Annotated in this window: 13 protein-coding genes; 8 read left to right on the top strand and 5 right to left on the bottom strand. The window is 65.6% G+C overall.

Annotated features, from left to right (window positions below):
- Positions 1 to 80 precede the first annotated feature (80 nt).
- From KXD96_RS11005 to KXD96_RS11030, 6 genes are all read left to right on the top strand, one after another.
- On the top strand, positions 81 to 641 hold the full coding sequence (locus KXD96_RS11005) for an NAD(P)H-dependent oxidoreductase (RefSeq protein ID WP_260744582.1): 561 nt from the start codon (positions 81 to 83) through the stop codon (positions 639 to 641).
- A gap of 497 nt (positions 642 to 1138) precedes the next feature.
- Complete coding sequence (locus KXD96_RS11010) at positions 1139 to 1378, top strand: redoxin NrdH (RefSeq protein WP_260744583.1); 240 nt, start codon at positions 1139 to 1141, stop codon at positions 1376 to 1378.
- A 28-nt stretch (positions 1379 to 1406) separates the two neighbouring features.
- Positions 1407 to 1853 carry a class Ib ribonucleoside-diphosphate reductase assembly flavoprotein NrdI gene (gene nrdI, locus KXD96_RS11015; RefSeq protein ID WP_260744584.1) on the top strand — a complete coding sequence of 149 codons (447 nt, stop codon included), beginning with the start codon at positions 1407 to 1409 and terminating at the stop codon, positions 1851 to 1853.
- Positions 1823 to 3988 carry a class 1b ribonucleoside-diphosphate reductase subunit alpha gene (gene nrdE, locus KXD96_RS11020; RefSeq protein WP_260744585.1) on the top strand — a complete coding sequence of 722 codons (2166 nt, stop codon included), beginning with the start codon at positions 1823 to 1825 and terminating at the stop codon, positions 3986 to 3988. Before nrdI ends, nrdE begins: the two co-directional genes overlap by 31 nt.
- Positions 3989 to 4115: 127 nt before the next feature.
- Entirely contained in the window at positions 4116 to 4847 is a 732-nt protein-coding gene (locus KXD96_RS11025) for a TetR/AcrR family transcriptional regulator (RefSeq protein WP_260744586.1), read from the top strand.
- 112 nt (positions 4848 to 4959) lie between these two features.
- Entirely contained in the window at positions 4960 to 6492 is a 1533-nt protein-coding gene (locus tag KXD96_RS11030; protein ID WP_260745322.1) for an NAD(P)/FAD-dependent oxidoreductase, read from the top strand.
- On the opposite strand, the gene KXD96_RS11035 is transcribed toward KXD96_RS11030, so the two are convergent.
- Complete coding sequence (locus tag KXD96_RS11035) at positions 6460 to 7023, bottom strand: TetR/AcrR family transcriptional regulator (RefSeq protein WP_260744587.1); 564 nt, start codon at positions 7021 to 7023, stop codon at positions 6460 to 6462. The two genes, KXD96_RS11030 and KXD96_RS11035, sit on opposite strands and share 33 nt — an antisense overlap.
- Entirely contained in the window at positions 7007 to 7453 is a 447-nt protein-coding gene (locus tag KXD96_RS11040; protein ID WP_260744588.1) for an SRPBCC family protein, read from the bottom strand. The genes KXD96_RS11035 and KXD96_RS11040 overlap by 17 nt, the downstream gene beginning before the upstream one ends.
- 192 nt (positions 7454 to 7645) lie before the next feature.
- On the opposite strand from KXD96_RS11040, the gene nrdF reads away from it, so the two are divergent.
- Complete coding sequence (gene nrdF / locus KXD96_RS11045; protein ID WP_260744589.1) at positions 7646 to 8620, top strand: class 1b ribonucleoside-diphosphate reductase subunit beta; 975 nt, start codon at positions 7646 to 7648, stop codon at positions 8618 to 8620.
- Here the strand turns inward: nrdF and KXD96_RS11050 are convergent.
- Positions 8617 to 9258, bottom strand: coding sequence for a restriction endonuclease (locus tag KXD96_RS11050; RefSeq protein ID WP_260744590.1), 642 nt, complete (start codon positions 9256 to 9258; stop codon positions 8617 to 8619). The genes nrdF and KXD96_RS11050 overlap by 4 nt on opposite strands.
- Before the next feature lie 124 nt (positions 9259 to 9382).
- Between KXD96_RS11050 and KXD96_RS11055 the strand changes: the two genes are divergently transcribed.
- Positions 9383 to 9814 (top strand): DUF3349 domain-containing protein, encoded by a 432-nt coding sequence (locus KXD96_RS11055; protein WP_260744591.1) that lies wholly within the window; start codon positions 9383 to 9385, stop codon positions 9812 to 9814.
- On the opposite strand, the gene KXD96_RS11060 is transcribed toward KXD96_RS11055, so the two are convergent.
- Both KXD96_RS11060 and KXD96_RS11065 read right to left on the bottom strand, forming a co-directional pair.
- Complete coding sequence (locus KXD96_RS11060; protein WP_260744592.1) at positions 9809 to 10849, bottom strand: NAD(P)-dependent alcohol dehydrogenase; 1041 nt, start codon at positions 10847 to 10849, stop codon at positions 9809 to 9811. The genes KXD96_RS11055 and KXD96_RS11060 overlap by 6 nt on opposite strands.
- Positions 10850 to 10929: 80 nt before the next feature.
- The gene (locus tag KXD96_RS11065; protein ID WP_260745323.1) at positions 10930 to 12006 is read right to left on the bottom strand and encodes an iron-siderophore ABC transporter substrate-binding protein; all 1077 of its coding nucleotides are present in this window, start codon (positions 12004 to 12006) and stop codon (positions 10930 to 10932) included.
- Between the last annotated feature and the right edge of the window lie 82 nt (positions 12007 to 12088).

The following is a 12088-nucleotide window of genomic DNA, read 5'->3' on the forward strand; positions in this document are numbered from 1 at the left end:
TAACGCGGCAGGAATAAATCCGGACTACAGTCCGATTGGGACGTGCGAGGGTCAACACAACCAATGAAGGGAACGGAACGGTGGCGGACAGCATCAAAATTCTGGTTCTGGTGGGGAGCCTGCGCGCGGCGTCGATCAATCGCCAGATCGCCGAGCTGGCGGCGGAGGTCGCCCCCGACGGCGTCACCGTCACGGTGTTCGAAGGGCTGGCGGAGCTGCCGTTCTACAACGAGGAGATCGACGACGCGATGAGCCCCGACGCTGCGCTGCCGGCTCCGGTGGCCGCGCTGCGCGCCGCGGGGGCCGAGGCCGACGCCGCGCTGGTGGTCACCCCGGAATACAACGGCAGCATCCCAGCCGTCATCAAGAACGCGATCGACTGGCTGTCCCGCCCGTTCGGCAACGGCGCGCTGCAGGGCAAGCCGCTGGCGGTCATCGGGGGGTCCTTCGGCCAGTACGGCGGGGTATGGGCGCACGACGAAACCCGTAAGTCGTTCGCGATCGCCGGCGCACGCGTGGTGGAGTCGATCAAGCTCTCGGTGCCGTTCAAAACTCTGGAGGGCAAGGCCCCGGCGGAGCACGCCGAGGTCTCGGCGAACGTGCGCGACGTCGTGGGCAAGCTGGCCGCCGAAATCGGCTGATTGGCAGAAGTCAACAAGCCGATCGGCGGGCGACCAGCGAGGTTTGCCGTAGCGGAATGGCAGAAGCCGCCAGCCCTTGCTGGCGGCTTTGCTAGTGGTGGGCTGGGCCGGTCGCATCGAGGGAGTTGTCGGTGCCCGGTGATACAACGATTCGCATGGACGGCCGCGTCGAAGAATGTGACCTGCGACACGCCGCGGGTGTGTCGCGCACAGGCCCCACGACCAGCGAATTTCAGAAATGTTATTCCGAACATGTTGTATCTCGACATCTTGTCAGCCACTAGGTGTAGTGTTTCGAGCACCGGCAGATCCCAGGTTCACCAGGCCGACCGGGGCCTGGTTCACCACCCGAAATCGGCTCACCAGGTCATTGGACCCCGGCGGCCGCAGGACGGGAATGTGGGGGCTTGGCGGGCCGCTGAAACACAGCGAAGACGTAGTACCCGAGTAGTTGCCAGTTCGTAATAAGTCCCACCTTCCGCAAAGGAGCGGCTTCCATGAGCATCACGGTGTACACCAAGCCGGCATGCGTGCAGTGCAGCGCCACGTTCAAGGCCCTGGACAAGCAGGGCATCGGCTACGAGAAGGTCGACATCACGCTGGACAACGAGGCGCGCGACTACGTGATGGCGCTGGGTTACTTGCAGGCCCCCGTGGTGGTGGCGGGCGACGACCACTGGTCGGGTTTCCGGCCGGACCGCATCAAGGCGCTCGCGGAATCGGCGCTCATCGCGTAGACGGACGTCAGGTAAGAAGGAGGTTGCGGTGCACTCGCGCAACCTGGTGTATTTCTCCTCCGTGTCGGAGAACACCCACCGCTTCGTGCAGAAGCTGGGTGTTCCCGCCGCGCGGATACCGCTGCATGGGCGTATCCAGGTCGACGAGCCGTACGTGCTGGTACTGCCCACGTACGGCGGGGGCCGGGCCACCCCGGACCTCAATGCCGGTGGCTACGTCCCCAAGCAGGTCATCGCCTTTTTGAACGACGAGCACAATCGGTCGTTGATCCGCGGCGTCATCGCCGCGGGCAACAACAACTTCGGTCCCGAATTCGCCTACGCGGGCAACGTGGTTTCCCGCAAGTGCGGCGTTCCGTACCTTTACCGCTTCGAACTCATGGGAACCCCGGACGACGTGGATGCCGTCCGTGCGGGCTTAGCTGAATTCTGGAAGGAACAGACGTGCCTCCAACCGTCACTGCAGAACCGGTAACCGCCGGCCCCCACGCGCTGCCCGGGGAAACGGATTACCACGCGCTGAACGCCATGCTGAATCTGTATGATGCGGACGGCAAGATTCAGTTCGACAAGGACGTGCTGGCGGCGCGCGAATACTTCCTGCAGCACGTCAACCAGAACACTGTCTTCTTCCACAATCAGGACGAGAAGCTCGACTACCTGATCCGCGAGAACTACTACGAGCGTGAGGTTCTCGACCAGTACTCGCGCAACTTCGTCAAGTCGCTGCTGGACCGCGCCTACGCCAAGAAGTTCCGGTTCCCGACGTTCCTGGGCGCGTTCAAGTACTACACCTCTTACACGCTGAAGACGTTCGACGGTAAGCGCTACCTGGAGCGCTTCGAGGACCGCGTGGTCATGGTGGCGCTGACCCTGGCCGCCGGCGATACCGGACTGGCCGAGAAGTTGGTCGACGAGATCATCGACGGGCGGTTCCAGCCCGCAACCCCGACGTTCTTGAATTCGGGCAAAAAGCAGCGCGGCGAACCGGTGAGCTGCTTTTTGCTGCGCATCGAGGACAACATGGAGTCGATCGGGCGATCGATCAACTCCGCGCTGCAGCTGTCCAAGCGCGGCGGTGGAGTTGCGTTGCTGCTGACCAACATTCGCGAGCACGGCGCGCCGATCAAGAACATCGAGAACCAGTCCTCGGGCGTCATCCCGATCATGAAGTTGCTCGAGGACTCGTTCTCCTACGCCAACCAGCTGGGTGCCCGCCAGGGCGCCGGCGCGGTGTACCTGCACGCGCATCACCCCGACATCTACCGCTTCCTGGACACCAAGCGGGAGAACGCCGACGAGAAGATCCGGATCAAGACGCTGAGCCTGGGCGTGGTGATTCCCGACATCACCTTCGAGCTGGCCAAGAAGAACGAGGACATGTACCTGTTCTCGCCGTATGACGTCGAGCGGGTCTACGGCGTGCCGTTCGCCGACATCTCGGTGACCGAGAAGTACTACGAGATGGTCGACGACGCGCGCATCCGCAAGACGAAGATCAAGGCGCGGGAGTTCTTCCAGACGCTGGCCGAGCTGCAGTTCGAGTCCGGCTACCCCTACATCATGTTCGAGGACACGGTGAACCGGGCCAACCCGATCGAGGGCAAGATCACCCACTCGAACCTGTGCTCGGAGATCCTTCAGGTGTCCACGCCGTCGCTGTTCAACGATGATCTGTCGTATTCGAAGGTGGGCAAGGACATTTCGTGCAACCTCGGCTCGCTGAACATCGCCAAGGCCATGGACTCGCCGGACTTCGCGCAGACGATCGAGGTGGCGATCCGCGCGCTGACCGCGGTGAGCGACCAGACCCACATCACGTCGGTGCCCTCAATCGAGCAGGGCAACAACGAATCCCACGCGATCGGGCTGGGGCAGATGAACCTGCACGGCTACCTCGCCCGGGAGCGCATCTTCTACGGGTCCGAGGAAGGCATCGACTTCACCAACATCTACTTCTACTGCGTGCTCTATCACGCGCTGCGGGCGTCGAATCGCATTGCGATCGAACGGGGTAAGGCGTTCGGCGGTTTCGAGCGCTCGAAGTACGCCTCCGGGGAGTTCTTCGACAAATACACCGATCAGGTGTGGGAGCCGCAGACGGACAAGGTGCGTCAGCTCTTCGCCGACGCGGGGATTCAGATCCCGACCCAGGATGACTGGAAGCGGCTGAAGGAGTCGGTGCAGGCGCACGGCATCTACAACCAGAACCTGCAGGCCGTGCCGCCGACGGGGTCGATCTCCTACATCAACCACTCGACCAGCTCGATCCACCCGATCGCCAGCAAGGTCGAGATCCGCAAGGAAGGCAAGATCGGCCGCGTCTACTACCCGGCGCCCTACATGACCAACGACAACCTGGAGTACTTCCAGGACGCCTACGAGATCGGCTACGAGAAGGTCATCGACACCTACGCCGCGGCCACCCAGCACGTGGACCAGGGGCTAAGTCTGACGCTGTTCTTCAAGGACACCGCCACCACCCGCGATGTGAACAAAGCGCAGATCTACGCCTGGCGCAAGGGCATCAAGACGCTCTACTACATCCGGCTGCGGCAGATGGCCTTGGAGGGCACCGAGGTCGAGGGCTGCGTGTCCTGCATGCTGTGAATCTTGTCGCCGAACGTGAAGCCATTGCGACTTTGACGCCCCGTTTTCGCAACCGGTTCACGCTCGGCGAGCCGTGCAGCTTTGAGTCTGCCCAGGTCAGCGGCGGCGGCGCGGTATGGTGCTTGATGTGGTGAGAATCCCCCGACCACCCCACCCCAGCGTGAAGCCCGGGGTCAAGGTCGACGCGCGCAGCGAACGCTGGCGCGAACACCGCAAGAAGGTGCGCGGCGAAATCGTGGATGCGGCCTTCCGCGCCATCGACCGCCTGGGGCCCGAGCTCAGCGTGCGCGAGATCGCCGAGGAGGCCGGCACCGCCAAGCCGAAGATCTACCGGCATTTCCACGACAAGTCGGATTTGTTCCAGGCCATCGGGGAGCGGCTGCGCGACATGCTCTGGGCGGCGATCTTCCCGTCCATCGATCTGAAGACCGACTCCGCCCGCGAGGTGATCCGGCGCGCCGTAGACGAGTACGTCAACCTCGTCGACCAGCACCCGAACGTGTTGCGGCTCTTCATTCAGGGCCGCTCGGCGGCGAGCCCCCAGATCCTCAACGAGGGCCGCGGGATCACGTTGGCGATGGCCGACATGTTCGACAACGAGCTGCGCGAAATGGAGCTCGACCACGCGGCGTTCGAGCTGGCCGCGCATGCGGCCTTCGGTTCGGCCGCGTCGGCCACCGAATGGTGGCTGGGCCCCGACCCGCAAAGCGCGCGCCGCATGCCGCACGACCAGTTCGTCGCGCATCTGACGACCATCATGGTCGGGGTCATCGTCGGCACCGCCGAGGTGCTCGGCATCACGATGGACCCCGATCAACCTGTTCACAGCGTGGTACCCAGCAACCCCGCGGCGAGCTGAGCCACCGCGGCGCTGAACCGCCGGCCTCGATAACGTTCGCCCCATCCGATACCCTGGGTACTGGGTATTTGCCGGGAACTAACAGGAAGACCGATCCACCGTGACCGAAGCCATGACACACGTCGAGCCGACTCAGGCGCACGAACCGGTGCACACCCGGGCCCTCATCATCGGGACCGGTTTCTCCGGTATCGGCATGGCGATCGCACTGCAGAAGCAGGGAGTGGACTTCGTCATCCTGGAGAAGGCCGACGACGTCGGGGGCACCTGGCGGGACAACAGCTACCCCGGCTGCGCCTGCGACATCCCGTCGCACCTGTACTCGTTCTCGTTCGAGCCCAAGCCGGACTGGAAGAACCCGTTCTCCTTCCAGCCCGAGATCTGGGACTACCTCAGGGGGGTCACGGACAAATACGGGTTGCGCCGCTACATGGTGTTCAACTCGCTGGTGGATCGCGGTCACTGGGACGACGACGAGAACCGGTGGCACGTGTTCACCGCCGACGGCCGCGAGTACGTCGCCCAGTTCCTGATCTCCGGCGCGGGCGCGCTGCACATCCCGTCCTTGCCCGACATCGAAGGTCGCGACGAATTCGCCGGTCCCGCTTTCCATTCGGCGGAGTGGGACCACAGCGTCGATCTGGCCGGCAAGCGGGTGGCGATCATCGGCACCGGTGCCAGCGCGATCCAGATTGTCCCCGAGATCGTCGGGCAGGTCGCCGAACTTCAGCTCTACCAACGCACGCCGCCGTGGGTGGTGCCGCGCTCCAACCCCGAGATTCCCGTGGCGGTGCGCCGGGCCATGGCGAACGTCCCGGGCCTGCGGGCGCTGGTGCGTCTCGCGCTCTATTGGGGACAAGAGGCGCTGGCCATCGGCATGACCAAGCGGCCGAACGCGCTGAAGTTCATCGAGGCCTACTGTAAGTACAACATTCGCCGCTCGGTGAAGGACCGCGAGCTGCGCCGCAAGCTGACCCCGCACTACCGCATCGGGTGCAAGCGAATCCTGAACTCCTCCACGTATTACGGCGCGGTCGCGGACCCCAAGACCCAGCTGATCACCGAGGGCATCAGCCGCATCACGCGGGATGGGATCGTCACCGCCGACGGCCGCGAGCGCAAGGTGGACGTGATCGTCTACGCCACCGGCTTCCACGTCACCGACTCCTACACCTACGTCCAGATCAAGGGGCGGCACGGCGAGGACCTGGTCGACCGCTGGAACCGCGAGGGCATCGGCGCTCATCGCGGCATCACCGTGGCCGACGTGCCCAACCTCTTCTTCCTGCTGGGACCCAACACCGGGCTCGGCCACAACTCCGTGGTGTTCATGATCGAATCGCAGATCCACTACGTCGCCGACGCGATCGCGACGTGCGACAAGCTGGGCGCGCAGGCGCTGGCGCCGACGCGCGAGGCCCAGGACCGATTCAATGACGAGCTGCAACGCCGGCTGTCGCAGTCGGTGTGGAACACCGGCGGCTGCAGCAGCTGGTACCTCGACGAGCACGGCAAGAACACCGTGCTGTGGGGCGGCTACACCTGGGAGTACTGGCGGGCGACCCGTGCGGTCAAGCCCGAGGAGTACCAGTTCTTCGGGGTCGGCACCGGGTCACGCGCCAACCGTCGCGCGGTGTCCGCCTAACAGGTCCGCGAAGGCTTTTGCGGCCGCATCCACCCCGGCCTCGTCTTCGGTGGCCACCAGGTCCAGCAGCAGGCCGCGGGTGACGGCCAGCCCGAGCCTGGCCATCGCGCCGTCGTAGGGGACGCCGGCGGCGGCTGACTCGACCTCGCGCAGCCAGCCGTCGACCGCGCCGGGAATCATTCGCGTGAACGGTTTTTCGCCCTGCGCCGCGCGCGAATAGCACTCGAAGAAAAGCCGCTCCAACTGCCGTAGTTCGGGGCGACGAAGGTCGGCCCACATCGCGGCGAAGCCTTCGGCCGGATCCTCAGGCAGCCCGGGCACCAAAGCCATCTGGCGTCGCTCGGCCTCCTCGACGATCGCAATCAGCAAATCTTCTCGAGAACCGAAGTGGTGCAACAACATCCGATGACTGGTTCCGACAGCGGCGGCGACATCGCGGAGCGAACGGTTGCCGATGCCGTTCGCGGCGAACTCGTCGAACAGCGCCTGCAGTAGTTCGTGGCGCCGTTCGGAATCAGGGGTGCGCGCCATTGGCGCGGCTGAGTTGCTCCGACCGGGCCTTGAGTCCTTGAGCCTCGAGTTTGAGGAATCGCTTGGTCTTGTTGACCATCAGCCGGCCGACCAGCGCGCCGAGCACGCCGCGCTGATCGAGTTCCTGGCGCACAAGCGTGCCGCCGCCGGGCCGGGCGGTCACATAGTGGCGAGCGGTGACGTTCACGCCGGGGGAGCGTTGCACCCAGGTCCAGGAGGTGCCCGGATCGATCTCGGTGACCTTCCAGACCAGCTTCGACATGCCGGGCTGCTTGATCGTGAACCGCCTGCCGACCTCGAGCGCGGGCCCGTCCCGTCCGACCAGCGAAGTCACCGAGGCGGTCCACTCGGGCCAGCGCTCGACCTCGCTGAAGACATCCCAGACGAGCTGGGGCGGCGCATCGATCTCGATACTGTCTTCGGTAAACATGTACCAAATGGTACATGTTGCGTGGCGGTCTTGGATAGCGGGCGCAATAATTGAGGGAGCGAGACCGAACGCCGCATACGGGCACGACACGCAAAACACAAGCTCTTGTGTTCCGGCCCGTCGTCAGACACCAGGGGTAGTGTTTGAAGCCTGACGTTCCTCCTAAAAAACTGCGTGTGAAGTGGGGTTCTGGTGACCGAGAACATGAAGCTGATTGACCGCGTTTCGGCGATCAACTGGAACCGGCTGCAGGACGAAAAGGACGCCGAGGTCTGGGACCGGCTGACCGGAAATTTCTGGCTGCCCGAGAAGGTGCCGGTGTCCAACGACCTTCCGTCGTGGGCGACGCTGACGGCCGGCGAGAAGGAACTGACCATGCGGGTGTTCACCGGCCTGACGCTGCTCGACACCATCCAGGGCACGGTGGGGGCGGTCAGCCTGATTCCCGACGCGCTCACCCCGCACGAAGAGGCCGTGTTGACCAACATCGCCTTCATGGAGTCGGTGCACGCCCGCAGCTACAGCAACATCTTCTCCACGCTGTGCTCGACCGCCGAGATCGACGACGCGTTCCGCTGGTCGGAGGAGAACCCCAACCTGCAGCGCAAGGCCGAGATCGTCCTGCAGTACTACCGCGGCGACGAGCCGCTCAAGCGCAAGGTGGCCTCCACGCTGCTGGAAAGCTTCCTGTTCTACTCCGGGTTCTACCTGCCGATGTACTGGTCGAGTCGGGCCAAGCTGACCAACACCGCCGACATGATCCGGCTGATCATCCGCGACGAGGCCGTGCACGGCTACTACATCGGCTACAAGTACCAGCGCGGCCTGGCGCTGGTCGACGACGCCAAGCGCGCCGAGCTCAAGGACTACACCTACGAGCTGCTGTTCGAGCTCTACGACAACGAGGTGGAATACACCCAGGACCTCTACGACCAGGTCGGGCTGACCGAGGACGTCAAGAAGTTCCTGCGCTACAACGCGAACAAGGCGCTGATGAACCTCGGCTACGAGGCGCTGTTCCCGCGCGACGAGACAGACGTGAACCCGGCGATCCTGTCGGCGCTTTCGCCCAACGCCGACGAGAACCACGACTTCTTCTCCGGCTCGGGCTCGTCGTACGTGATCGGCAAGGCCGTCGTCACCGAGGACGAGGACTGGGACTTCTAGAAGTTTTGAGAATCGGGCCGGCCGCACCGTCGGGGGGGAGGGACTGGGGCCGGCCCGATCTTCTGTTCAGACACCGGCCGGGCCGCTTTTCTTCCCGCGGGATTTTCAACGCTTGCCGCGGGCGGTGGCACCCAGGCCTGCAGGACTCTGCGACCGATCAACTGGCAGCCGTGAGTGTTCGCCAATTGCTTTGCGGCCCTGGTGAATTCCCGGTTGCTCACCACGATGCTCCTGGTGCAGCCATGGTGGCGGGCGCCGGAGACCACCTGCTGGACGGCCGCGACACCCACCGATTTCCCGTAGCGCTTGCACTGGACCGCCACCGAGTGGCCGCCCTTCTCGGCGATCAGGTCGACGCCGTAGTCCCCGACCGGCGGGGTGAACTTGACCCGCCAGCCCGCCCGGCGCAGGCGCGCCGCCACATAGCCCTCGAACGCCACCCCGTCCATCGCGTCGATCGCGCGCATGGTGGCGTCGGCGCGGCCGCCGCGCGGCCACTGGCGTCTGGTCGCCCATCCGATGAGGACCTCGGCCAGCAGCACGAGATAGAACGCCACAAACCCCGCCCCGAGGCTGCGCTCGGCGACGCCGGCGAACAGCCCGCAGGCCAATGGGATGACGACGAGCGCCGTGAGCACGCCTCGATGGTAGGGATCAGGGCCGACAAACCCGGACATGTTCGGGCCATGAACGGCATATGAATTGTGGGCAGGGAGCGACGGCTCGCTAGCGCGGGTGCCGCCACTACCCGACACTGTTCTGGTGACGAAACCCGCGTCCCCTGAGAAGGATCACCGCCACCATTTCTGCCGTTCGGTGATCCGGTGGCTGCAGGTCGGCTACCCGAACGGCGTTCCCGGCCCGGACCGCGTGCCGCTGATGGCCCTGCTCCGCAGCACACCGCTGAGCGAAGACCAGATCCGGGAGGTGGTGCGCCAGATCACCGCCAAGGAAGGGTCACCGGAGACGGTCGGCCACCCGATCGATCGCGACGAGATCGCCGAATTCATCTCCGACATGACGCAATTCGACGCCGGCAGGGAAAACATCGCCCGGGTGGCCGCCACGTTGGCAGCGGCCGGATGGCCGCTGGCCGGCATCGACGTCAGCGAGGTAGTGCCCGACGACGAGCACGCGGAGGCAGCCGAAGCAATCGCCCGCTCGCCCGACGCACCGTCAGAGGTCGCCTCATAGCTTCGAGATGTCGATGACGAAACGGTAGCGAACGTCGCTCGCCAGCACGCGCTCGTAGGCCTCGTTGATGTAATCCGGCTCGATCAGCTCGATTTCGGGCGTCACATCGTGTTCGGCGCAGAAGTCCAGCATCTCCTGGGTTTCGGCGATCCCGCCGATGTTCGACCCCGACAGGCTGCGCCGCGCCAACGCCAGCGGGAAGGCGCCCACCTCCATGGGGTGCTCGGGGATGCCCAATTCGACGAGGGTGCCGTCGACGTCGAGCAGGCTCAGGTAGTCGTTGAGCTCCAGGTTCGCCGAAACCGTGTTCAGCATCAGGTCGAAGCTGCCGCGCAACTTCTTGAAGGTGTCGGGGTCGGAGGTGGCGTAGTAGTGCTTGGCGCCCAGCCGCAGCCCGTCTTCCATCTTCTTCAGCGACTGCGACAGCACGGTCACCTCGGCGCCCATCGCCGCGCCCAGCTTGACACCCATGTGTCCCAGGCCGCCCAGGCCGATGATCGCCAGCCGGGTGCCCTCGCCGGCCTTCCAGTGCCGCAGCGGCGAGAACAGTGTGATGCCGGCGCACAGCAGCGGCGCCGCCTTGTCCAGCGGCAGGGAGTCGGGGATGCGCACGACGAAGTTCTCGTCGACGACGATGGCCCGGCTGTAGCCGCCCTGCGTCACCGTGCCGTCTTTGTCGATGGAGTTGTAGGTGAAGGTCGCGCCCGGCTTGCAGTACTGCTCGAGCCCGGCCTGGCAACTGCTACACCGACCGCAGGAGTTCACCATGCAGCCCACGCCGACGTGGTCGCCGACCTTGTGCTTGGTGACCTCGGGGCCGACCTCGCGCACCACGCCGGCGATCTCGTGGCCCACGACCACGGGGTAATTCGGGGTGCCCCATTCGCCTTTGGCGGTGTGGATGTCGGAGTGGCAGATTCCGGCGAACTTGATGTCGATCGCCACGTCGTGCGGGCCGGGCTCGCGGCGGGTGATGGTGGTCTTGGTTAGCGGTTCGGTCGCCGACGTGGCGGCATAGGCCGAAACAGTGCTCATGGATACCCCTCTTCGAGTGGTTGCGTCTCATAAAAGTTTAGCTAAGGTAATGTTTCCTGGCCAACGCTGGCCGCCCGTCGCTAATTGATCGGGGCGTTCACCAGTCGCAGGTCGTCGACGATGCCGCGGGCCGCGATCAGGCCCTCGCCGGTCTGCCAAACCTCGTCGTTGACGACGTAGACGCGGTTATCGCGGTTGGCTGACAGCTTGCGCCACGGGTTGCTGTCCAGCACCGTGGCGGCGCGCTGGGCGGCCTCCGGTGACGCGCACGAGAGGTAAATCACGTCGGCATCGGCGGCGGAGAGGTCCGGATTCTTGGCCAGATCGGCGTCGGTGGCGCCGATCTCGATGTACGGCTTGTCGGTGAACCGCTGGGATGCCGGCCGGTCCACCCCGACGGCGCCCAGCACGCTGGCCGGGAAGTTGTTGGTGCCATAGACCCGGATCGTGTCGGTGGTCAGCCGCACGATGGACGCCTGGAAATGGGAGGCGTCGTGCTTGGCGCCGACGTCGCCGGCCCGCTGCGAGAAGCCGTTGAGCAGCGCCTCGGCCGCGGCGCCGCGCGCCGTAGCGGCGCCCACGCCGCGCAGGTTGTCCTCCCACGCTGCGCCGGGCGCCGCGGTGAACACCGCGGGGGCGATCGCGGCCAGCTTCGGATACAGCGTGGGCGTCAACCCCTGCGATCCCAGGATGAGGTCGGGGTGGGTCGCCGCGATCCCAGCCAGGTCCGGGTTGCTGCGGGTCCCCACGCCGGGCAGGCTGTGCACCGCGCTGCCCAGGTAGGCGGGCTGGCTCGAGGATCCGTCCGGCAACGCCGCGGCGACCACCCGCGACTGCAGTCCCAGTGCGCACAGGGCGTCGAGCTGGTCGCCGGAAAGCACGACGATGCGCTGCGGCTCCGCGGGCACCTGCACCACGTCCGGATTGACGCCGGCCGCGTTGTGGGCCTGCCGCGTCGTGGGCCCCGGATCGGCCGCCGCGGCGTCCCGCGCGCACGACTCGTCCGGGCGGCGGTCGTTTCCGAGCACGCCCGCGCCCGCGATTTGCGTGGTGGGGGTGACCAGGCCGGGGGTGGGCGCCTTGCTGCCGTTGTCGCCGGAGCCGCAGCCGCTGCACGTGAGGGCGAGTGCCGCCGCCAGCGCGGCGGCCGCGCGCAGGCACGCGGGTCGGGTCACGCCGAAAAGCACGCGTCAGACGCTAACACCCGGCGGTTGCGCGCCCGGCACACCGAAACGACAC

The sequence above is a fragment of the Mycobacterium sp. SMC-2 genome (genome assembly GCF_025263485.1).
GTDB lineage: Bacteria > Actinomycetota > Actinomycetes > Mycobacteriales > Mycobacteriaceae > Mycobacterium.

Coding starts and splice junctions, on each gene's coding strand:
- KXD96_RS11030 (WP_260745322.1), top strand. CDS start 4,960: ATGACACACGTCGAGCCGACTCAGGCGCACGAACCGGTGCACACCCGG.
- KXD96_RS11060 (WP_260744592.1), bottom strand. CDS start 10,849: ATGAGCACTGTTTCGGCCTATGCCGCCACGTCGGCGACCGAACCGCTA.
- KXD96_RS11040 (WP_260744588.1), bottom strand. CDS start 7,453: ATGTTTACCGAAGACAGTATCGAGATCGATGCGCCGCCCCAGCTCGTC.
- KXD96_RS11035 (WP_260744587.1), bottom strand. CDS start 7,023: ATGGCGCGCACCCCTGATTCCGAACGGCGCCACGAACTACTGCAGGCG.
- KXD96_RS11010 (WP_260744583.1), top strand. CDS start 1,139: ATGAGCATCACGGTGTACACCAAGCCGGCATGCGTGCAGTGCAGCGCC.